Genomic DNA, 20874 nt, shown 5'->3' with positions numbered 1-20874 from the left:
GGTGTGATCCTATCATCTTTTCCGTCTGCGCAAATGCCTTGTTACCAAAACTTAACGCAATTTCGATAGCTTCCGTCCCCATGTCCTATGATCCTGGCGCTCTTAATGCGGCATTGGCCGCCGCCGTCGGCGAAGACGCGGTGCTGATCGCCGATCTGCGCGTGGCTTTCCTTGAAAGCGCGGAGCGCCATCTCGACCTGATGAGCCGGGCGCGCTGCGACGCCAATTGGGAATTGGCGGCCTGGCGTTTGAAAGGCCTGGCGGCGAGTTTCGGCCTGACCAGCCTGATGGCGCTGGCGGACGAGGCGGTCGAGGCCGGGCCGGGCGATCCGCGCGCCTTGCAGCGCTTGCGCAGCACGATCGAACTGCTTCAGCAGGGCTGACCGGCGACCTGAAACCGGTGATTTGAAAGCGCCTGCTTGCGCTGCGTCGTTCGGCTTGCAAGAAGATCGTCGCAATCAAAATGGGTCGGTTTCCAGACAATATGACATTCGCGGCCATTCTCAGTGCCAGCCGGGCTTCAAGTGATTCGCCTGCAGCGCTTCGCGCCACCCTGCATTTCGCCGGCCAGACGCTGGTCGAATATCAGGCGCGACAGGCAGTTCGGGCCGGTGCGGACCGGATCATGATCCTGGTCAGCGTCATCACGCCGGCCATTTCGCAGGCGGTCGACCGGCTGAGCGCGGACGGCATTGCCGTCGCCCTGATCCGCGACATGGTGTCGATGGTGCGCGATGCGCCGCGCAACGCCGATGTGCTGCTGGTGGCCGATGGCGCGGTGGTGGCGCAGGGCCATTATGACGCGCTGGCGGGACAAGCGGGCAATGCTTTGCTGGTCACCGACGACAGCCGCGCCAGTGCGCCGTTCGAGCGGATCGATGCGGGGCAGCGCTGGGCCGGGCTGGCGCGGATCAATCCGGCGCTGCTGTTCGGCACGCTGGACATGATCGGTGACTGGGATCTGGCGCTGACCTTGGTGCGATCGGCGGTGCAGGGCGGTGCGGTGCGAATCACCGTGCCGCAGGATGATCTGCTGGAAGGCCGAGTCGCGCTGGTCGACGGGCAGGAACAGGCGGACCTCGCCGCGCAGGCGGTGATGTCGACCGGCGCGCGATCGGGATCGTCCAGCCGCGGCGGGATCGAACATTATCTGTTCGGGCCGCTCGCCCGGCTGCTCGGCCCCGCATTGATGCGCAGCCAGGTGCCTGCGATGCAGGTGCGGATCGGTTCGATCGCGCTGGCCGGCATTGCGCTGATGCCGCTGGAACTGGGCTGGCCGGGCACCGGGCTCAGCCTGTTGCTGCTGGCGCTGCTGCTGGCGGAACTGGCCGATCGGCTGGATGAAATGGCGCTGCGCCGGCCGCCGAGCGGCTGGATCGCCTTTCTGGCGCCGGGACTGGCGCTGATCGGTGTGATGCTGTCGGGCAGCGGGATGGTGCCCAACTATCTGGCGTTGCTGCTGGGCATCATCACGGTTGCCGATCGCTGGCGTCGGACCGGGGCGGCGCGCGCCTGGATGATCTTCACGCCGGGCACCGCTCTGCTGGTGCTGCTGGCAGCCCTGCTGACGGGGGCTGAGGCGCTTGGTTTCGACATTGCCATGCTGGCGGCGATCGGATCGATCGGGGCGATCATCCTGTCGCGTCGGGGCGGATAATTATTGTCGCATCGAGAGCGTTGATTTTGCTGTCAGGGTTTAGTGCATTTTAACGACGTGGGGTTATGCTGCCTTGCATGAGCGCCCACACGTCCCTTGCCGGATCCATCATGGCGGACAGCTGGCCCATGGCACATGTCATGGCCGGCATGTCGGCCGTGCCCGTCGGCCATGCGATTGATCTCGCCTTTTTCTTTCCGGTCGAGGACCGGGCGCGCCATGATGCGCTGATCGCCGAGACCCGCCGTCATCTGGGCGGGTGCCTGACCGCGATCGAAACCGCGCTGCGGCTGAGCCTGGCGGGCGATCCTGCCATTGCCGCGGCGCTGGGGCGTTGGCCCGATGGGCTGTGCTGGCCGACCATCTGTGCGCAGCCGACACTGCTGGGGCCGGCCTTGCTGGCCCATATGCAGATGCGCGCGGGGGTCAGCCTGTTGCTGCGGCAGATCGGGCGCCCCGATGGCGAGCCGCCGGAACAGCCCGAGGCCGAATCGATCCTGTCGTCGGACGATCCCGAAATTGGTGACGCGATCGTCGCGCTGGCGCTGGCCGAGGGGCAGTGGCAGGCGATGGGGGGCGAGGATCAGCCGATGCGGCCCGATCTGCCGGCCGAACATTTTGCCGAACTGGTGTGGACGGCGGCTGCCTGTCTGGCGGCGGTGGTGCAGCGCACCGCGCTGGAGCCGGACAATCAATTGCTCGGCGCGTTCGAGCGGGCGGGCTGGGCGCTGCTCGCCAGCCATGACGAAAGCAACGGCCCGATCGCGGCGGCCGACCAGTTGGTGCGCCGGCTGGGGCCGCAGGCCGATGCGCCCGACCTTCTGGGCGCGGCGCTCGGGCAGCGGCGGTTTCTGCTGTTTGCGGCGCTGGCCGGGCGACGGCTGCGCCTTGGCACCGCGCAGGTGACCGACATATTGATCATGGGACCGGTGATGCAGGTGGCGACCCTGTGCCGGGCGCTGGGCGGAACCGGGGCGGATTATCGCCATCTGCTGCTGGCGCTGCGGCCGGTGCGGCCGGGCCTGTCGGACGCGGTGATCGTGGCCGAGGCCGACCAATATCAATTGCTGAGCGACGTGAAGGCGGAAGCCGTGGTGGGCGCCCTGCGCGCGCCGGCCGCCTTCCGCGCGAAGCTCGATCATTTGCGGCGCGTTACCGGATGAACATGACGCTCCACCCCTCCATCGTCCGGGCAACGGCATCGGCAGACGGCACGCTATTGAGTGCCGATGCGCCGCTGCTCGCCTTGCAGCGGGAGGCGGGGAGCGATCTGCTGGGGCCGCTCGCCATTCCGCAACTGGCCGCCGTGGTGCGGCTGGCGGCGCGGCTGGGTGTCACGGTGTCGCGGCCGGTGGTCGCGGCGGCCGAGCGGGGCGACATCGACATGTGGGTGCGGGCGCGCAGCGACGAAGGGCCGGACGGGCGCATCGTGTCGCTGGCGGTGGTCGACTGGAGCGAGCGGCCGCCGCTCGCCAATGCCGGCGACCATAGCCGGCGCGAGGCCGATCTGGCGGCGCTGGCCGATGGCTGGACCTGGCAGATCGACACCCAGTTGCAGTTCCAGATGGCGATTGCCGGGACCGACCGGCAGGGCGCATTGCCGACGCAGCCACCCCTGCCGGGCAGCCGTTTCTCCAGCTATTTCGAGCTGCAGAGCGATGGCGAGGGTGACATGGCGATCCTGCGCGGCTTCACCCAGCGCCGCGCCTTCCGCGATCAGGTCGCGACATTGGTGCATGATCCCGAACAGCATGTGCGGCTGGCGGGCTTTCCGTTGTTCGACCTGGCCGGCCATCTGGTCGGCTATCGCGGCAAGGCCTGTCCGATCGAGCGACCGCCGGCGCTGGCGCGGGCGGATACGACGCAATTGTCGCTCTATCCCGGCGAGTTCGGCAAGCGGCTTGATCGCTCGCTGCGCCAGCCGCTGGGGCGGATCATTGCCAATGCGGACACGATCGGCGCGCAACTGGAGGGGCCGTTGCGGCCCGATTATGCCGATTATGCCAATGATATCGCGACCGCCGGCCGTCACCTGATGGCGCTGGTCGATGATCTGGCGGATCTGCAGGCGATCGACCGGCCCGATTTCGGCGTGATCATCGAGGATGTCGACCTGGCCGATCTGGGACGGCGGGCCGGCGGCTTGCTGACGGTCAAGGCGCTGGATCGGCACATCAAGATCCATTGTCCGGATGTCGACCAGATATTGATGGCGAGGGGCGAGTTCCGCCGCGTGCTGCAGATACTGGTCAATCTGGTCGGCAATGCGGTGCGCTATTCGCCCGAGGGATCGCAGGTGCGCATCGTCGTGGAGCGGGAGCATCGGCAGGCACGAGTGCTGGTGATCGACCAGGGTGCGGGCGTGGCGCTGGAGGATCGCGAGAAGATTTTCGACAAGTTCGAGCGGCTAGGACGCGACGATCCGGGCGGTAGCGGGCTTGGCCTCTATATCTCGCGCAAGCTGGCGCGGGCGATGGGCGGCGACATCAGCGTCGGCGGCACGCCGGGCGAGGGCGCGCGCTTCATCCTGACCTTGCCGGTGCTCGACTGACGGGCGCGCGATCGCGCTTATATGAGATAAAGAGCGCTTGTTTGTCCGGCGGATGCCGTCCCGATAGGGTGGCGGCATGGACAGATCGCATTGCCTGGCCACCTATGGCACGCTGGCACCCGGACGGGCCAATCATCATCAACTGGCGCAGCTGCAGGGCCATTGGCAGGCGGGGCATGTGACCGGCCATCTGGTCGCGCATGGCTGGGCCGCGTCGATGGGCTTTCCTGCCTTCATTCCCGACGAGGGCGCCGCGGCGGTGCCGGTCCAGCTGTTCCGCTCGCCCGACCTGCCGGCCCACTGGGCGCGGCTCGATGCGTTCGAGGGGGCGGATTATCGCCGTGCCGCAATCGATGTCGTTACCGATCAGGGGCGGGTGCCGGCCTGGATCTATGTCTATGCAGGGGCTGGCGGCTGAGCCCTAAACGAAAAACGGCGCCCGATGGGGCGCCGTTCCTCTTGTCTCTTGTGACCGCGTCTTAGCGCTTGTCGACGGCGACATAGTCGCGCTGCGTCGGGCCGGTGTAGAGCTGACGCGGACGGCCGATCTTCTGCGCTGGGTCCGAAATCATTTCGTTCCACTGCGCGACCCAGCCGACGGTGCGGGCGAGGGCGAAGAGCACGGTGAACATTTCGGTCGGGAAGCCGATCGCCGAGAGGATCACGCCCGAATAGAAGTCGACATTCGGGTAGAGCTTCTTCTCGATGAAGTAGGGATCGTTGAGCGCGATCTGCTCCAGTTCCTTGGCAACGTCGAAGATCGGGTCGTTGACGCCCAGCTTCTCCAGCACGTCCTTCGCGGTCTTCTGCATCACGGTCGCGCGCGGATCGTAATTCTTGTAGACGCGATGGCCAAAGCCCATCAGGCGGAACGGATCGTCCTTGTTCTTGGCGCGGGCGATATATTCCGGAATGCGATCGACGGTGCCGATTTCGCGCAGCATGTTGAGCGCGGCTTCGTTCGCGCCGCCATGCGCCGGGCCCCACAGGCAGGCGATGCCGGCCGCGATGCAGGCGAACGGGTTGGCGCCCGACGAACCGGCGAGGCGGACGGTCGAGGTCGACGCGTTCTGCTCATGGTCGGCATGCAGGGTGAAGATCTTGTCCATCGCGTCGACGACGATCGGGTCGATCTTATACTCTTCCGCCGGGACCGAGAAGGTCATGTTCAGGAAGTTGGCGGTGTAGCTGAGGTCGTTGCGCGGATAGACAAAGGGCTGGCCCACCGAATATTTGTACGCCATCGCAGCGATCGTCGGCATCTTGGCGATCAGGCGGTGGCTCGCAATGCGGCGCTGTTCCGGATCGTTGATGTCGGTCGAGTCATGATAGAAGGCCGACAGGGCGCCGACGACGCCGACCATGATCGCCATCGGGTGGGCGTCACGACGGAAGCCGCGGAAGAAGGCGGTCAGCTGTTCATGCACCATGGTGTGGCGCGTGATGGTGTTGGTGAAATCGGCCAGTTCCTTGGCCGAAGGCAGTTCGCCGTTCAGCAGCAGGTAGCAGACTTCCATGAAGCTGGACTGTTCGGCGAGCTGGCCGATCGGATAGCCACGATGCAGCAGCACGCCGGCGTCGCCATCGATATAGGTCAGGCCCGATTCGCAGCTGGCGGTCGAGGTGAAGCCCGGATCGTAGGTGAACATGCCGGTGTTGGCGTAGAGCTTGCGAACGTCGATGACCTGGGGACCGACGGTGCCATCCATGATGGCATAGTCCTTGGCCTCTCCGCCAACGGTCAAACTGGCATTATTATCCGACATGTTTTTCTCCTTAACTGCCGTCAACCGGCCACCACGTGCCCCGCAGCGGTCAGTCGCTTCAAGCTTTCCTCTTTCCCCAGAAGGAAGAGGACATCAAAAATACCCGGCGAGACCGTGCGCCCGGTGAGCGCCGCACGAAGCGGCTGTGCCACCTTGCCCAGGCCAAGCCCCGCATCCTCTGCCACGCGGCGTATCACTTCATCGATCGCTTCAACCGTCCAGGACTGGACGGGCTGGAGAGCGTCGGCTGTCTTTTTCAGCAGCTCACGCGCGGGTTCATCTAGCAGAGCAGACGCCTTCTCGTCAAAATCGAGCGGGCAAGATTTGAACAGAAACTCCGCGCCTTCTGCAATTTCGTTAAGCGTCTTGGCCCGCGGCTTGAGCGAAACCATCGCCTGGGTCAAAATATCGCGCTGGGCATCATTCAGTTGCGTATCAAGACGCGACTCAACGCGCGGGGCGACCAGAGCGGCCAGGCGCGCCTCGTCGGCTTCGCGCAGATAATGGCCGTTCAGATTTTCCAGCTTCTTGATGTCGAAGCGCGAGGGCGAGCGGCCAACGCCGTCGATATCGAACAGTTCGATGGCGCGTTCGATCGAGATGATCTCTTCATCGCCATGGCCCCAGCCCAGGCGCAGCAGATAGTTCAGCACCGCTTCGGGCAGCATCCCCATCTCGTCGCGATAGGCGTCGACGCCGAGCGCCCCGTGGCGCTTCGACAGCTTTGCGCCGTCCGACCCGTGGATCAGCGGGATATGGCCATAGACCGGCTCTTCCCAGCCCATGGCCTTGATGATCGCCAGCTGGCGGAAGGCGTTGTTGAGATGGTCGTCGCCGCGGATGACATGGGTGACGCCCATGTCATGGTCGTCGACCACGACGGCCAGCATATAAGTGGGGGTGCCGTCCGACCGGAGCAGGATCATGTCGTCCAGCTCGGCATTCTGCACCACGACGCGGCCCTGGACCGCATCCTCGATCACCGTCTCACCGGTCCGAGGGGCCTTGATACGGATGACGAAGGGGGCGCCTTCGGGCGCTTCCTCCGGCGAGCGGTCGCGCCAGCGGCCGTCATAGCGCATCGGCTGCTTGGCGGCGCGCTGCTGTTCGCGCAGTTCGGCCAGCTCTTCCTGCGTCGCATAGCAGCGATAGGCATGGCCATTGGCGAGCAGCTGGTTGGCGACCTCGGCATGGCGCGGGGTGCGCTCGAACTGGAACACGGCCGGTTCGTCGCCGCCCAGGTTCAGCCATTCCAGACCGTCGAAAATGGCGGCCACGGCTTCCTCGGTGGAGCGGGCGCGATCGGTATCCTCGATGCGGAGCAGGAACTTGCCGCCATGATGGCGCGCAAACAGCCAGTTGAACAGCGCGGTGCGGGCGCCGCCAATATGCAGGAAGCCCGTTGGCGACGGGGCGAAACGGGTCACCACCTGCTTGTTCAATCCCGTTGCACTTGCCGTCATATTCGCTGACATTCTTCCTGCCTGATCCATGGATGCGACGCCCCCTAGCATGGCTTTTGAGCCACGACAAACGTCCGTTGGGCGCAGGACGGTGCGTATTGCGCACAATGGATTTGCGCGGATCGAACAATGGCTGGAGGTGGAGCGCGAACAACTCGCCTTGTGGGTGCCGGTGGCGCTGGGCGCGGGCATTGCCGGCTGGTTCGTGCTGCCGGGGCCGGCACATTGGCTGGCCTGTTGCTGCGGGGCGCTGGGGCTGGCCTGTCTGGCGCTGTTGCTGCCGGTTGGCGCGCGATTGCGGCACATGCTGGTGGCCGGCGGCTTGCTGGCTTGTGTTGGTTGCCTGCTGGTCTGGGGCAAGGCGACATGGCTGGGTCAGCCGCCGCTGGCTCGTCCCATATTCGCACAGGTGACGGGCACGGTGACGGCGGTGGCCAAGCTGCCGGCGCAACAGATGGTTCGGGTGGGCCTGCGGCCGATCGCGGCGCCGGCGCTGCCCGCGGCGATCCGGGTAAATATCGCGGAGGCGGACGTGCCCGAAGGGCTGGGCAAGGGGGCGGTGCTGCGCTTTCGTGTGCGGCTGATGCCGCCCGCGCCGCCGAGCGTGCCGGGCGCGTTCGATTTTGCGCGACGCGCCTATTTCCAGGGGATCGGGGCGACCGGGCGCGCGCTGGCGCCGGTCGAGGTGGTGGAGAAGGCGCGTGGGGGGCCGACGCTGCGGGCGCGGCTGTTCGATCATATCAGCGGACAGGTGACGGGCGCACCGGCGGGGATTGCGGTGGCGCTGGCGACCGGCGACCAGGGCGCGATTGCCGAAACGGATGCGGAGGCGATGCGGCGCAGTGGGCTTGCCCATCTTCTCTCGATCAGCGGGCTGCATGTGACGGCGCTGATCGGGGCGGTGATCTTCCTGCTGTTGCGCCTGCTGGCGTTGATTCCGCGCGCGGCTTTGGACTGGCCGCTGATGCTGATCGCGGCGGCCGGGGGCGCGTTGGCGGGAATCGGCTACACGCTGCTGACTGGGCGGAGGTGCCGACGGTGCGATCCTGCATCGCGGCGCTGCTGGTGCTGGGCGGGCTGGCGCTGGGGCGCGAGGCGATCACATTGCGGCTGGTGGCGACCGGTGCGCTGGTGGTGCTGGCCTTCTGGCCCGAGGCGCTGATCGGCCCGAGCTTCCAGATGAGCTTCGCCGCCGTAGTCGCGCTGGTGGCGCTGGGCGAGCATCGGCGGTTCAAGGCGTTCGCGATGGCGCGGGACGAGCCTTGGTTGCGCAAGGCCGGGCGGACGGTGGCGGCGATGCTGGTGACCGGCCTTGCCATCGAACTGGTGCTGGCGCCGATCGCGCTTTTCCATTTTCACAAGGCAGGTTTGCTCGGCGCGGTGGCCAATCTGGTCGCGATCCCGCTCACCACCTTCGTCATCATGCCGCTGGAGGCGCTGGCGCTGTGCTTCGATCTGGCCGGGCTGGGCGCGCCCTTCTGGTGGCTCACGGCCAAGGCGATCGCGCTGTTGCTGGCGGTGGCGCATGGCGTGGCGGCGAGCCCGATGGCGGTGATGCTGGCGCCGGCGGTGCCGGGCTGGATTTTCGGGATCATCGTGGTGGGAGGCCTCTGGTGCCTGCTCTGGCGCAGTCGCTGGCGCTGGCTGGGGTTGGCGCCGGTCGCAATCGGTCTGGCCGGCATCGCGCTGCTGGCGCCGCCCGATATCGTGGTGACGGGCGACGGGCGGCATGTCGCGGTGCGGACGCCGACAGGGACGATGGCGCTGCTGCGCGAGGGGGCGGGCGATTATGTCCGCGATGTGCTGAGCGAGAGTGCGGGCTATGACGGGACGCTGGAGGCGATCGCGAAGATGAAGCAGGCGCGCTGTTCGACGGATCTGTGCGCGGTGGCGTTGCCGCGGGGCGGGCGCGACTGGCAGTTGCTGGTGACGCGCAATGCGATGCTGGTCGATCGCCCGATATTGGAGCGGGACTGCGCGGCGGCCGATATCGTCATCAGCGACCGGGGCCTGCCCTGGTGGTGCCGGCCGCGCTGGATGAAGATCGACCGCCGGCTGCTATCCCGCACCGGCGGCCTGTCGATTGGCCTTGAAAGCGGCAAAGTTCACACCGTCCATCGGCCCGGCGACGCGCATCCGTGGATCGTGCGCCGCCGGCCCCGAACAGCCGGTCAGTTGTAGCGGCGCAGCAGGCCGGCGAGCTTGCCCTGGATGCGGACCTGGCGCGGATCGTAGATCTGCGGTTCATAGGCGGCATTGGCGGGATCGAGCCGGACCCGGCTGCCTTCGCGGCGGAAATATTTGAGCGTCGCTTCGGCGTCGTCGATCAGGGCGACGACGATCTGGCCCTCGCGCGCGACATCGGTGCGCTGGATCAGCGCGAAGTCGCCGTCGAGAATGCCGGCCTCCATCATCGAGTCCCCCGACACTTCGAGCGCATAATGGTCGCCCGAGCCGAGCAAGGCGGCGGGGACGGAGAGCATGGTATGGCTTTCCATCGCCTCGATCGGCACGCCGGCGGCGATGCGGCCATGCAGCGGAATTTCGATCACGTCATTGGCGGCGGTCGGCAACAGCACGGCGGGCGCCGACACCTTGGGCGTCGGGACGGCTGGTGCAGACGCGCGATGCATCGCGTCGGGCAGCTTCAACACTTCGAGCGCGCGGGCGCGGTTGGGCAGGCGACGGATGAAGCCCCGTTCCTCCAGCGCGTTGATCAGCCGGTGGATGCCGGACTTGGAGCGCAGGTCGAGCGCGTCCTTCATCTCCTCGAACGAAGGGGACACGCCGCCTTCTTCCAGCCGGGTCTGAATGAAGCTCAGCAATTCCTGCTGCTTGGGCGTCAACATCGGCGGTCCTCCATGGAACGAATGAAGAACGCATAGGAAACGGAAAGGGGCAAGTCAAGCGCGTTAAGCCATGCGCCGCTTTTGCCGGTCAGGCAGCCAGGGGGATGATGTCCACCATGTCGCCGGCAATGGCGGGGGCTGAGCCGGCCGGCCGGCGGATCAGACAGTCGGCCAGCGCCATGGCGGCGGGGGCGGCGCTGTCCTGCGATGTGACCGAGACGATGCCGTCGGCCCCGCGATAGGCGCGCAGATAATCGTCGCGTTCCGCCGTTGGGCCGAGCGGTGCGGCAAGGCGGGCCTGCACGATCGGCGGCAGCGGCGCGCGCGATCCGGCGAGATGGCGGACCAGCGGGCAGAGGAAGAGGGTGCCGGTGACGAAGGCGGAGACCGGGTTGCCCGGCAGGCCGAGAAAGATTGCATTGCCGAGGCGTCCGGCCATCAGCGGTTTGCCCGGCCGCATTGCGATCTTGTAGAAATCGAGCGTGCCGCCGGCGGCCGCAAAGGCGGGGCGGACATAGTCATGGTCGCCGACCGAGGCGCCGCCGGTCGAGACGATGATGTCGGCCTGTGACGCCTGTTCCAGCGCCTGCGTCATCGCGGCGAGATCGTCGGGCACGATGCCTAGGTCGATCACGTCGCAGGGCAGGGCGGCGAGCAGGGCGGCCAGCATCGGCGCGTTGGACGAGGGGAGATAGCCCGGCGGCGTCGGCGCGCCGGGGGGCACAAGTTCATTGCCGGTCGAGAGCAGGGCGACGCGCGGCCGGGCGCCGACGGGCAGACTGCCATGGCCGCCCAGCACGGCGAGCGCGATCTGGCCCGGCGTGAGGCGGCTACCGGCGCTGACCAGCGGTGTGCCGGCGCGGAAATCGGAGCCGAGCGGGCGGACATGCCTGCCGGGCGTCAATATGCCGTCATGCGCGGTCAGTGTGTCGCCGTCGCGCGTGGCATTTTCCTGGATCAGGATCGCGTCTGCGCCGGCCGGCAAGGGCGCGCCGGTGAAGATGCGGCAGGCTTGGCCCGGTTGCAGGGCTGGGATATCGGCGTCGCCCGCGCTGCTGGTGACGATTACCTGCCACGGCCCGGCGCCTTCGGATGCGCGCACGGCATAGCCGTCCATCGCGGAAAGATCGGCCCAGGGCTGGTCGCGCAGCGCGCTAATGTCGGTGGCGAGCCAGCGACCGGCGCAGGTGGCGACGGGCACAAGTTCGGCCGGCAACGGATCGGCAAGGGCAAGGAGCCGCGCTTGCGCGTCCGCGACCGGCATCAGGCTCATCGGCCAGCATGCTCCGGCGCGGCCCAGTCGCCCGACTTGCCGCCGCGCTTGGCGAGCAGGCGAACATCGCCGATTATCATGCCCTTATCGAGCGCCTTGGCCATGTCATAGACGGTCAGGAGCGCGGCGGTCGCGGCGGTCAGCGCCTCCATCTCCACCCCGGTCTGGCCGGCGGTGCGCGCGGTCGCGGTGACGGTGACGCCGTCGTCGTGCAGGGCAAAGTCGATGGTGACGGCGCTCAGCGGGATCGGATGGCAGAGCGGGATCAGTTCGGCGGTGCGCTTGGCCGCCATGATGCCGGCGACGCGGGCGACGGCCAGCACATCGCCCTTCTTGACGAGGCCGGCGGCGATCGCCTGCGCAGCGTCGGCGGCCATGGTGATGCGCCCGGCGGCCACCGCCTCGCGCGCGGTCACAGCCTTGGCCGAGACATCGACCATGCGAGCGGCGCCATCCTCGTCCAGATGAGTGAGGCCGGTCATGCGCCCGTCAGCAGGTTGCGGGTCGCCGCCTCGACATCGGCCTGGCGCATCAGCGTTTCGCCGACCAGGAAGCAGCGCACGCCATGATCGGCCATGGCGGTGAGATCGGCATGCGAGCCAAGGCCGCTTTCGGCGACGAAGGTGCAGCCGTCGGGCGCCTTGCCGACCAGTTCATAGGTGCGGGCGAAATCGACGCTGAAATCGCGCAGGTCGCGGTTGTTGACGCCTATCAGGCGCGAGCGGAGCTTGAGCGCGCGTTCCAGTTCGGCCTCGTCATGCACTTCGATCAGGGCATCCATGCCAAGGCCGAGCGCGGCGTCCTCGATCTCCTGCATCTGGCCGTCTTCCAGCGCGGCGACGATGATCAGGATCGCGTCGGCGCCGAGCGCGCGGCTTTCCAGGATCTGCCAGGGATCGACGATGAAATCCTTGCGCAGCACCGGCAGCGCGCAGGCCGAGCGGGCGGCCATCAGATAATCGTCATGGCCCTGGAAATAGGGCTCGTCGGTCAGCACCGAAAGGCAGGCGGCGCCGCCGGCGGCATAGGCCACCGCATGGGCCGGCGGATCGAAATCGGCGCGGATCAGCCCCTTGGACGGGCTGGCCTTCTTCACCTCGGCGATCAGGCCGAAGCCCGAGCGGGCGGCATCGTCCAGCGCCTTGCGGAAGCCGCGCGGCGGGGTCTGCTCGCTGGCGCGGGCGTGGAGCGAGGCGATCGTCGTCGCGGCCTTGCGGCGGGCGACATCCTCGCGCTTGAAATCGCAGATTTCGATGAGCTTGTTGGTCATTGATAGGCAATCCAGCAATTGAGGAGCGCGTTGGCAAGGCCGTTGTCGATCGCTTCGGCGGCCTGTTCGACGCCTTCCTGGAAATCATGGGCTGCGTCGGCCACCACCAAAGCGGCGGCGGCGTTGAGCAGCACGGCATCGCGATAGGCACCGGCCTCGCCCTGGAGCAGGGCGCGGAGCGCCGCGGCATTATGGGCCGGGTCGCCGCCGCGAATGGCGGTGACGGGATGGGTCGAGAGGCCGAGGTCCACGGCGGTCAGGCGGCGCATCGCGACCACGCCGTCGGCCGTCACCTCGGCAATGTCGTTGCCGCCGGCGAGCGAGAGTTCGTCGAGCCCTTCGTCGCCCGACACGATCATCGCATGGGTGGCGCCCAACTGGCCGAGCGCATCGGCATAGATGGGGACGTAAGCGGGGCGGGCGATGCCGACCAGTTGGCGGCGGACATTGGCGGGATTGGCGAGCGGCCCCATCAGGTTGAAGATGGTGCGTTCGCCGATCGACCGGCGGATCGGGCCGAGGCGTTTGAGCGCAGGGTGATAATTTTGCGCGAACAGGAAGCAGATGCCCAGCTCCTTGAGCGTGGCTTCTGCCGTGGCGGCCGCGCGATCGAGATCAAGGCCCAGCGCTTCGAGCGTGTCGGCGGCGCCCGCCTTGGACGAGGCGGCGCGATTGCCATGCTTGGCGACCGGCACGCCGGCGGCCGCGACCACCAGGCTGACGGCGGTCGAGACGTTGAGCGTATGATGGCCGTCGCCGCCGGTGCCGCAAACGTCGATCGTGCCGTCGGGCGCGTCGACCGGGATCATCCGGGCGCGCATCGCGCGGGCGGCGGCGGCGATCTCCGTCGCGGTCTCGCCGCGCCGCGCCATGGTGACGAGGAAACCGGCGATCGCCTCGTCCGACAGGTCGGCGTCGAACAGCAGGTCGAAGGCGCAGGCGGCTTCTTCGGCGGCCAGGGGCGCGCTGGGATCGGGCAACAGGGTCATGGGCCAAGCCTTTAGTCCCGGCCGAGCGCGAAAGTCGAGGGCGACATGCTATTTGCCCGCCAATTGGAATTTTGTTGCGTGGCCCGGCAATTGGCTTGACGCGGGCACCAAAGGGGCGTTGTCGGGAAAGCCATGCGCCGATCCTGGTCGACCCTGTTCTGGAGCCTTGCCATCCGCCAGCGCCGCCGGTTGCGCGAGAGCGAGGCGGCCTTCATCCTGCTCGCCATACTGGCGGGCGTGGCGGCGGGGCTGATCACCAACCTGTTGCAACTGATGGCGCACGGCATTCAGGAACTTCTCTATGGCGTCAGCATCAACCGGCTGAGCGCGTTGGGCGAGATCCGTCATCCCTGGCGGCTGCTGGGCCTGCCGTTGGGCGGCCTGGCGCTGGTGCTGCTGGCGCGGCTGCTGCGCCGGCGGCAACGGCCGCTGATCGACGTGGTGGAGGCCAATGCCCTGCATGGCGGGCGCATCCCGATGGCCGACAATCTGGTGATCGCCGGGCAGACGGTCTTGTCGAACGGAGCGGGCGCATCGGTCGGGCTGGAGGCGGCCTATGCGCAGATGGGCGGCGGGGTCGCGTCGCTGCTGGGCCAATGGCTGAAGCTGCGGCGCAATGATCTGCGCACCCTGGTCGGCGCGGGCGCGGGGGCAGGCGTGGGCGCGGCCTTCGGCGCGCCGCTGGCCGGCGCCTTCTATGCGTTCGAGATCGTGATCGGCCATTATACGCCGGCCGCGATCGCGCCGGTGGTGGCGGCCGCCTTGAGCGCGGCGTTCGTGACGCGCGCGCTGGGCGTCGAACCCTGGCTGATCGCGACCACGGCGGACCGGATATTGGGGACGGCGGACTATCTTCTCTATGCGCTGCTCGGCCTGGTCTGCGCGGGGCTGGGCATCCTCATCATGCGGATGGTGACCTTTGCCGAGCTGCGGGTGCAGGGCTGGACCTGGCCGGGGCGGTGGCGGCCGGTGATCGGCGGCATGCTGCTGATGCCGCTCGCCTGGTTGACGCCGCAGACCTTGTCGGCCGGGCATGGCGCGCTGCACCTCAACCTCATCCTGCTGCCCGACTGGACCGTGCTGCTGATGATCCTGTGCCTCAAGATCGCGGCATCGGTGATTTCGCTGAGCTTCGGCTTTCGCGGCGGGCTGTTCTTCGCGTCCCTGTTCCTGGGATCGGTGACGCGGGAAATGTTCGGCTATTCCTTCTCCACCTGGCGGCTGCATCTGCGCGGATCGACCATCCGCAGTCCGCGCGACATTGGCTGGGTGATGAACCTGACCGCCGGGCGGATGATGCGGCGCGACTGGGTGTCGGTGCCCGATACGATGAGCGTCGGCCAGTTTCGTGCGCTGGTGCCGCTGGGGTCGGCGAGCAAGGCGATCATGATCGACGGCGGGGGCGGCTATCGCGGTATCGTGCCGACGGCAGCGGCCTATCGCCCCGAACTGGCGGAGGATGCGCCGATCGCGCCGCTGGCAACGATGGCCGATATCTCGTTGCGGGCTGATGCGGATATCCGCGCGATCCTGCCCTTGTTCGACAAGGCGGCTGCGGACGAGCTGGCGGTGGTGGACGAAAGCGGGCTGGTGCTGGGCGTGCTGACCGAGAAACATGCGCGGCGGCGCTATTTCGAGGAGATTGAAAGCTCGCAGCGGGCGCTGTTCGGGGAAGGGTAGAGGCTTTTTGGAAAATGCGCGGAAGAGCGCATTTTCGGTGCCGCACCGGCCCGCGCCCCCACCCGGCCTCCCACAGTATATCGCCGCGGGGCGTCCGGGCGGGCGCGCGGGCCGGGCCGGGGTTGCATTGGCGGGGCAGGGCTGTAGAAGGCCGGCATTCGCATGGACCCGGTGAAATTCCGGGTGGCTATTCCGGCCGCCGATCCGCCGGACAACATCGCACATGATTATCGAACGCGCGCCCGGAGCTGGCGCCCAAAGCCCGATAATGTGACCTGATGTGGATTTTCGACATGACCCAATTTTTCAGCCGCTATCGCCGCCAATGGTTCAGCGACGCCCGGACGGCGCGCCATGACATCATGGCCGGCATCGTCGTCGCGCTCGCCCTGATCCCCGAAGCGATCGGCTTTTCCATCATCGCCGGGGTCGACCCGCGCGTCGGCCTCTATGCCTCGGTCGCGATCGCCATCACCATCGCGCTGATCGGCGGGCGACCGGGGATGATCTCCGCCGCGACCGCTGCTGTCGCCGTGCTGGTCGGGCCGCTGGTGCGCGAGCATGGCGTGGAATATCTGTTTGCCGCGACGATCCTGATGGGCGTGGTGCAGATCATTGCCGGGCTGCTGCGGCTCAACCTGCTGATGCAGTTCGTGTCGCGATCGGTCATCACCGGCTTCGTCAATGCACTGGCGATCCTGATCTTCATGGCGCAACTGCCGCAGCTCACCAACGTTGGCTGGCAGACCTATGCGATGGTGCTGGCTGGCCTCGCCATCATCTATCTCTTCCCCCGGATCACCAAGGCGGTGCCGGCGCCGCTGGTGGCGATTTTGCTGCTGAGCGCGCTGTCGATCGGCCTTGGCCTGCCGGTGCATACGGTCGGCGACATGGGGCGCCTGCCCGAAGGATTGCCGAGCCTTGCCCTGCCGCAGGTGCCGCTGACCTGGGAGACGCTGCGCATCATCCTGCCCTATTCGGTGACGATGGCGGCGGTCGGCCTGCTCGAATCGCTGCTGACCGCGCAGATCGTCGACGACATGACCGATAGCGACAGCGACAAGCAGCGCGAATGCATGGGGCAGGGCGGGGCGAATATCGTCGCGTCCCTGTTTGGCGGCATGGGCGGCTGCGCGATGATCGGCCAGTCGGTGATCAACGTCACCTCGGGCGGACGCGGGCGGCTGTCGACCTTCGTCGCTGGCGCATTCCTGCTGTTCCTGCTGGCGGTGCTGGGGCCGTGGGTCGGGCGCATCCCGATGCCGGCGCTGGTCGCGGTGATGGTGATGGTGTCGATCGGTACCTTCAGCTGGGCCTCGATCGCCAATCTGCGGCGGCATCCGCCGACCTCCTCGGCGGTCATGCTGGCGACGGTGGTGGTCGTGGTGGCGACCCGCGACCTGTCGCTGGGCGTGCTGACCGGCGTATTGCTGTCGGGCATCTTCTTCGCCGCCAAGGTGCAGCGCATGTTCGCGGTGGAGCGCAGCGAGGCCGATGGCCGGGCGACCTATCGCGTCACCGGCCAGATCTTCTTCGCCTCGGTCGATCGCTTCACCCGCGCCTTCACGGGTGAGGAAAGCGCGACCCATGTCCTGATCGACGTGTCGGGCGCGCATTTCTGGGATATTTCGGGCGTCGGCGCGCTCGACAAGATCATCGCCCGGCTGCGGCGCGAAGGGCGCATGGTCGAGGTGGTCGGCTATAACCGGGCGAGCGCGGACATCGTCGACCGCTTCGCCCTGCACGACAAGACCGGGGTGGAGACGGGGGCGGTGCCGCACTGACATGCGGCCTGCCCCGCCGTCATCCTGACGGAGAAGAGTGAAGAGGCGGAGCGGCCTTACGCCGCTTCGCGCTCGCGGACCGGGATGCCGGCGATCTTCATGAAATTGGCCAGCATGTCATGGCCATGTTCGGTCGCGATGCTTTCCGGGTGGAACTGGACCGAATGGATCGGCAGGGTCGCGTGGCGGAAGCCCATGACCGATCCGTCCTCGCTGGTCGCGTTGACCACCAGATCGGCCGGAATATCCTCGACGATCAGCGAGTGATAGCGGGTCGCGGTGAAGGGCGAGGGGAGGCCGGCGAACAGGCCGGTGCCGTCATGGCGCACCGGCGATGTCTTGCCGTGCATCAGCCCGCCGCGCACCACCTTGCCGCCGAAATGCTGGCCGATCGCCTGATGGCCCAGGCACACGCCCAGCAGCGGCGCGCCGGCATCGGCACAGGCCGCGACCAGATCCAGGCTGACACCCGCCTCATTGGGGGTGCAGGGACCGGGCGACAGCAGGAAGGCCTTGGCACCGCTCGACAGGGCCTGGCCCGCCGAGATGGCGTCGTTGCGCACGACCTCTACCTTGGCGCCCAGCTCCATCAGATAATGGACCAGGTTCCAGGTGAAGCTGTCATAATTGTCGATGACGAGGATCATGGGACACAGCCTATAGGCGCGGATGACGATGGGGGGAAGGGGATGTGGGGCAGGAGGCGAATTTGGAACGCGGATGAACTGGAATTGCCGTTTGCGCTTTTGCAAGGCATCTCTGGATGCTTACGTCTCCGAGGGGGCATGTGATGGTGCGGACAGTGTGGGAGCGGGTGCGGGCGCTAGGCGTTATTGTGAGTTGTGTCGCCACGATTTCATGCGGCGATGGCGCGGTGCCTACGCTGGATCAAATCGAGATTTTCGCGCCGGGTATGGAAATATCTGTGCAGCAGAATGGTGCTGGCCAATATCATCAAATCTCGGAACGCAAGACGGGGCACTTTGACATCGGTCGCGAGGGCTTCGTGAAGTTGCAAACGCAAACAGAGCCTTTTCGGATTTCCGATGACTCCATGTCGGCGAAGGAGGTTTCCAATTACATTGCCAGTGGGCAGCGCTGCGAGGGCCATTATGCCACTGACCAAGGTGGCATAAGCCTTCATTGGAAGGGCGAGTCCGTAGATCAATTTTACGCGGTGGATTATGGCTGCGACGGTCAGCGCCATGCGGCTAGAAACAAAGTTCTCCACGGAATTTTGGCATCAATGCCGGTTCCTCATCCGGAGTTTCTCCCCTAAAAAATGGTCAAGCGGCGCTGAGCCGCCGCCTATCCCTTTACCGCTTCTTGTGCTTGCCCCGGCTGCTGCCGATGTGGCGGATGTTGGTGGGGCGGCCGCGGTGGATTTTCGGGCGGGTGCGGTCGCGTTTGAGCGGGCTGCCGCGCGGGGCCGGATTGTCGGGCAGCTCGAAGCGCAGCGCGCCGTTGATCGGGTCGGCTTCGGCCAGGCGCAGTTCCAGCCGTTGGCCGACCGTATAGCGGTCGCCGCTTTCGACGCCCTGCAATGCCTTGCCCGCTTCGTCGAAGAAGAAATGTTCGGCGCCCAGCGTCGATACGGGCACGAGTCCGTCGCCGCCCAGCCCCTCGACCGTGGCGAAGAAGCCGAAATTCTGGACGCCGGTGATCCGCGCCTTCACCACCTCGCCGACATGGGCCGACAGGAAGGCGGCGACATAGCGGTCGATCGTCTCGCGCTCCGCCTCCATCGCGCGGCGTTCATGGCCCGAGATCATCTCGCCGACCCGGCCCATATTCTCATAATCCTCCTGGCTGAGGGAGGAGCGATCGGGGATCGCCTTGTCCTTGGGCGCGGGCAGTTCGAGATCATAGGCGCCGACCAGCGCGCGATGGACCAGCAGGTCGGCATAGCGGCGGATGGGCGAGGTGAAATGGGCGTAGCTGCCCAGCGCCAGGCCGAAATGGCCCATATTCTGCGGCGCATAATAGGCCTGGGTCTGGGAGCGCAGGATCTGGGTCATGATCTGCTCCTTCTCCTCCGACTCGCCGACCTTCTTGATCAGCTGGTTGAAGGTGGACGGGCGGATCACCTGGCCCAGCGCGAAGTCGATGTCGAAGGTGGCGAGATATTCCTTGAGCGCGACCAGCTTGTCGCGGCCCGGGGTTTCATGGACGCGGTACATGACCGGCGCCTTCTTCGCCTCCAGCGCCTTGGCGGCGGCGACGTTGGCGGCGATCATATAATCCTCGATCAGCATATGGGCGTCGAGCCGTTCGCGCACGGCGACGCTGACGATCTTGCCCCATTCGTCGAGGACGACGCGCCGTTCGGGCAGGTCGAGCGCGAGCGGATCGCGCTTTTCGCGGGCCTTGCGCAGCAGCGCCCAGCAGGCCCAGAGCGGTTTCAGGGCCGGTTCGAGCAGTTCATTATCCTGCTCGCCATCGATCGCCGCCTGCGCATTTTCATAGGCGAGGACGGCGGCGACGCGGATGATGGCGCGGGAGAAGCGGAAGCTCTTCACCTTGCCCTGCGCGTCGATCACCAGATGGCAGGCCATGGCGGCGCGGTCCTGCCCGGCGCGCAGCGAACACATGTCGGACGAGAGCTGGTGCGGCAGCATCGGCACGACCAGGTCGGGGAAATAGACGCTGTTGCCGCGCTTGCGCGCTTCGCGGTCGAGCGCGCTGCCGGGGCGGACATAATAGCTGACATCGGCGATCGCGACGATCGCCTTGTAGCCGCCTTCATTGGCCGGGTCTTCGTCCGGCGCGGCCCAGACCGCATCGTCATGGTCGCGGGCGTCGACCGGGTCGATCGCGACGATCGGGAGGTGGCGCAGATCCTCGCGCTTGTCCTCATGCAGCACCAGCTTCGACGCGGTGACCGCTTCCTCCTCCACCGCTTCGGGGAAGACATGCGGGATGCCATGCTTGTGAATGGCGATCAGGCTGAAGCTGCGCGGGGCGAAGGGATCGCCAAGAATGTCGGTGACGCGCGCGCTGATCCGCGGCGGGCGGCCGGTCGGCTCGGCCAGGACCAGATCGCCCTTCTTCGCGGTGCCGATGTCGCTGATCGGCGTATCCTTGCGGATGCGCTTGTCGACCGGGCGCAGCCACAGCTTGCCGTCGGCCATTTCCTCGACCACGCCGAGCAGCATCTCGGTCGATTTGGCGAGCTTCTTCATCGGATGGGCGAGCCAGCCCTTGCCCGCTTCCTCGGTGCGGGCGAGGATGCGGTCGCCGATCGTCAGCGCGCCGCGCTTGCCGCGTTCGACCACGCGGATGCGGGGCGCGGGCTGGCCTTCGGCCTCCCAGCGTTCGGGGGTGGCGATCAGGGTGGTGTCGTCGACATCGACGATGCGCAGCACCGTGACCTTGGGCACGCCGCCCATCTTGTGGAAGGCGCGGGCCGGGCCGATGTCGAGCAGGCCCTCGTCCGCCATGTCCTTGAGCAGCGCCTTCAAGGCGATCTTTTCCTGCCCCTTGAGGCCGAATGCCTTGGCGATCTCGCGCTTGCCCGCGGGGGTGTCTGACTCGGTGATGAAGTCCATCACCTGCTGCCGGGTGGGGAACCCGGCGGGACGGACTTTCGCGC

The 20874-nt window shown here is 66.9% G+C and carries 17 protein-coding genes, 1 pseudogene and 1 other annotated feature; of the genes and pseudogenes, 9 read left to right on the top strand and 9 right to left on the bottom strand.

The genetic code is table 11. The annotated features are described in order from the left end of the window. Positions 1-80 precede the first annotated feature (80 nt). From CG471_RS19255 to CG471_RS19235, 5 genes are all read left to right on the top strand, one after another. Positions 81-383, top strand: a complete 303-nt coding sequence (locus CG471_RS19255; protein WP_099233102.1) for an Hpt domain-containing protein — start codon at positions 81-83, stop codon at positions 381-383. Between the two features lie 101 nt (positions 384-484). Continuing rightward, positions 485-1657 carry a hypothetical protein gene (locus CG471_RS19250; RefSeq protein WP_099233122.1) on the top strand — a complete coding sequence of 391 codons (1173 nt, stop codon included), beginning with the start codon at positions 485-487 and terminating at the stop codon, positions 1655-1657. Between the two features lie 77 nt (positions 1658-1734). Continuing rightward, positions 1735-2820 carry a DUF2336 domain-containing protein gene (locus tag CG471_RS19245; RefSeq protein ID WP_017500594.1) on the top strand — a complete coding sequence of 362 codons (1086 nt, stop codon included), beginning with the start codon at positions 1735-1737 and terminating at the stop codon, positions 2818-2820. Next, the gene (locus CG471_RS19240; protein ID WP_037490209.1) at positions 2817-4208 is read left to right on the top strand and encodes a HAMP domain-containing sensor histidine kinase; all 1392 of its coding nucleotides are present in this window, start codon (positions 2817-2819) and stop codon (positions 4206-4208) included. The genes CG471_RS19245 and CG471_RS19240 overlap by 4 nt, the downstream gene beginning before the upstream one ends. 76 nt (positions 4209-4284) lie before the next feature. Further along, a complete protein-coding gene (locus CG471_RS19235) occupies positions 4285-4626 on the top strand; it encodes a gamma-glutamylcyclotransferase (RefSeq protein WP_099233100.1) in 342 nt (113 codons plus the stop codon). 61 nt (positions 4627-4687) lie between these two features. Here CG471_RS19235 and gltA read toward each other — a convergent pair whose 3' ends face one another. Both gltA and gltX read right to left on the bottom strand, forming a co-directional pair. After that, positions 4688-5974: a citrate synthase gene (gltA, locus tag CG471_RS19230; RefSeq protein ID WP_004207481.1), complete on the bottom strand. Its 1287-nt coding sequence runs from the start codon at positions 5972-5974 to the stop codon at positions 4688-4690. A gap of 20 nt (positions 5975-5994) precedes the next feature. After that, a complete protein-coding gene (gene gltX, locus CG471_RS19225) occupies positions 5995-7437 on the bottom strand; it encodes a glutamate--tRNA ligase (protein WP_010336543.1) in 1443 nt (480 codons plus the stop codon). Positions 7438-7486: 49 nt separating this feature from the next. On the opposite strand from gltX, the pseudogene CG471_RS19220 reads away from it, so the two are divergent. Beyond that, a pseudogene (locus CG471_RS19220) lies at positions 7487-9618 on the top strand (ComEC/Rec2 family competence protein). Here CG471_RS19220 and lexA read toward each other — a convergent pair. From lexA to trpD, 5 genes are all read right to left on the bottom strand, one after another. After that, entirely contained in the window at positions 9609-10286 is a 678-nt protein-coding gene (gene lexA, locus CG471_RS19215) for a transcriptional repressor LexA (RefSeq protein WP_099233098.1), read from the bottom strand. The pseudogene CG471_RS19220 and the gene lexA sit on opposite strands and share 10 nt — an antisense overlap. A gap of 88 nt (positions 10287-10374) precedes the next feature. Next, the gene (gene glp / locus CG471_RS19210; protein ID WP_099233096.1) at positions 10375-11559 is read right to left on the bottom strand and encodes a gephyrin-like molybdotransferase Glp; all 1185 of its coding nucleotides are present in this window, start codon (positions 11557-11559) and stop codon (positions 10375-10377) included. Next, a complete protein-coding gene (gene moaC, locus CG471_RS19205; protein ID WP_099233094.1) occupies positions 11556-12041 on the bottom strand; it encodes a cyclic pyranopterin monophosphate synthase MoaC in 486 nt (161 codons plus the stop codon). The genes glp and moaC overlap by 4 nt, the downstream gene beginning before the upstream one ends. Further along, positions 12038-12829 carry an indole-3-glycerol phosphate synthase TrpC gene (trpC, locus tag CG471_RS19200; protein WP_099233092.1) on the bottom strand — a complete coding sequence of 264 codons (792 nt, stop codon included), beginning with the start codon at positions 12827-12829 and terminating at the stop codon, positions 12038-12040. Before trpC ends, moaC begins: the two co-directional genes overlap by 4 nt. Further along, a complete protein-coding gene (gene trpD, locus CG471_RS19195; protein ID WP_099233090.1) occupies positions 12826-13818 on the bottom strand; it encodes an anthranilate phosphoribosyltransferase in 993 nt (330 codons plus the stop codon). The genes trpC and trpD overlap by 4 nt, the downstream gene beginning before the upstream one ends. A gap of 132 nt (positions 13819-13950) precedes the next feature. On the opposite strand from trpD, the gene CG471_RS19190 reads away from it, so the two are divergent. Both CG471_RS19190 and CG471_RS19185 read left to right on the top strand, forming a co-directional pair. Further along, positions 13951-15498, top strand: a complete 1548-nt coding sequence (locus CG471_RS19190) for a chloride channel protein (protein WP_099233088.1) — start codon at positions 13951-13953, stop codon at positions 15496-15498. A gap of 161 nt (positions 15499-15659) precedes the next feature. Beyond that, positions 15660-15715: a sequence feature (sul1 is cis-regulatory element that is thought to sense ions involved in sulfur or methionine metabolism; They are found in Alphaproteobacteria), on the top strand. Between the two features lie 76 nt (positions 15716-15791). Continuing rightward, entirely contained in the window at positions 15792-17282 is a 1491-nt protein-coding gene (locus CG471_RS19185; protein WP_099233120.1) for a SulP family inorganic anion transporter, read from the top strand. A gap of 56 nt (positions 17283-17338) precedes the next feature. On the opposite strand, the gene CG471_RS19180 is transcribed toward CG471_RS19185, so the two are convergent. Next, entirely contained in the window at positions 17339-17929 is a 591-nt protein-coding gene (locus CG471_RS19180; RefSeq protein ID WP_007708936.1) for an aminodeoxychorismate/anthranilate synthase component II, read from the bottom strand. A gap of 143 nt (positions 17930-18072) precedes the next feature. Here CG471_RS19180 and CG471_RS19175 point away from each other — a divergent pair, with 143 nt between their 5' ends. Continuing rightward, on the top strand, positions 18073-18561 hold the full coding sequence (locus CG471_RS19175; RefSeq protein ID WP_099233118.1) for a hypothetical protein: 489 nt from the start codon (positions 18073-18075) through the stop codon (positions 18559-18561). Positions 18562-18598: 37 nt separating this feature from the next. Here the strand turns inward: CG471_RS19175 and rnr are convergent. Continuing rightward, positions 18599-20874, bottom strand: a 2276-nt coding sequence (rnr, locus tag CG471_RS19170) for a ribonuclease R (protein ID WP_099233086.1), incomplete at its 5' end; no start/stop codon positions are given.

Source organism: Sphingobium sp. IP1 (genome assembly GCF_002708645.1).
Lineage (GTDB): Bacteria > Pseudomonadota > Alphaproteobacteria > Sphingomonadales > Sphingomonadaceae > Sphingobium > Sphingobium yanoikuyae.
The sequence above is the reverse complement of the archived record's forward strand: the minus strand, read 5'-3'. Positions and strand labels throughout refer to the sequence as shown.

Excerpts from the sequence above, each read along its gene's own strand:
- CG471_RS19255 (WP_099233102.1), top strand. The coding sequence starts at position 81 with ATGTCCTATGATCCTGGCGCTCTTAATGCGGCATTGGCCGCCGCCGTC.
- CG471_RS19250 (WP_099233122.1), top strand. The coding sequence starts at position 485 with ATGACATTCGCGGCCATTCTCAGTGCCAGCCGGGCTTCAAGTGATTCG.
- CG471_RS19245 (WP_017500594.1), top strand. The coding sequence starts at position 1,735 with ATGAGCGCCCACACGTCCCTTGCCGGATCCATCATGGCGGACAGCTGG.
- CG471_RS19240 (WP_037490209.1), top strand. The coding sequence starts at position 2,817 with ATGAACATGACGCTCCACCCCTCCATCGTCCGGGCAACGGCATCGGCA.
- CG471_RS19235 (WP_099233100.1), top strand. The coding sequence starts at position 4,285 with ATGGACAGATCGCATTGCCTGGCCACCTATGGCACGCTGGCACCCGGA.
- gltA (WP_004207481.1), bottom strand. The coding sequence starts at position 5,974 with ATGTCGGATAATAATGCCAGTTTGACCGTTGGCGGAGAGGCCAAGGAC.
- gltX (WP_010336543.1), bottom strand. The coding sequence starts at position 7,437 with ATGACGGCAAGTGCAACGGGATTGAACAAGCAGGTGGTGACCCGTTTC.
- lexA (WP_099233098.1), bottom strand. The coding sequence starts at position 10,286 with ATGTTGACGCCCAAGCAGCAGGAATTGCTGAGCTTCATTCAGACCCGG.
- glp (WP_099233096.1), bottom strand. The coding sequence starts at position 11,559 with ATGAGCCTGATGCCGGTCGCGGACGCGCAAGCGCGGCTCCTTGCCCTT.
- moaC (WP_099233094.1), bottom strand. The coding sequence starts at position 12,041 with ATGACCGGCCTCACTCATCTGGACGAGGATGGCGCCGCTCGCATGGTC.
- trpC (WP_099233092.1), bottom strand. The coding sequence starts at position 12,829 with ATGACCAACAAGCTCATCGAAATCTGCGATTTCAAGCGCGAGGATGTC.
- trpD (WP_099233090.1), bottom strand. The coding sequence starts at position 13,818 with ATGACCCTGTTGCCCGATCCCAGCGCGCCCCTGGCCGCCGAAGAAGCC.
- CG471_RS19190 (WP_099233088.1), top strand. The coding sequence starts at position 13,951 with ATGCGCCGATCCTGGTCGACCCTGTTCTGGAGCCTTGCCATCCGCCAG.
- CG471_RS19185 (WP_099233120.1), top strand. The coding sequence starts at position 15,792 with ATGACCCAATTTTTCAGCCGCTATCGCCGCCAATGGTTCAGCGACGCC.
- CG471_RS19180 (WP_007708936.1), bottom strand. The coding sequence starts at position 17,929 with ATGATCCTCGTCATCGACAATTATGACAGCTTCACCTGGAACCTGGTC.
- CG471_RS19175 (WP_099233118.1), top strand. The coding sequence starts at position 18,073 with ATGGTGCGGACAGTGTGGGAGCGGGTGCGGGCGCTAGGCGTTATTGTG.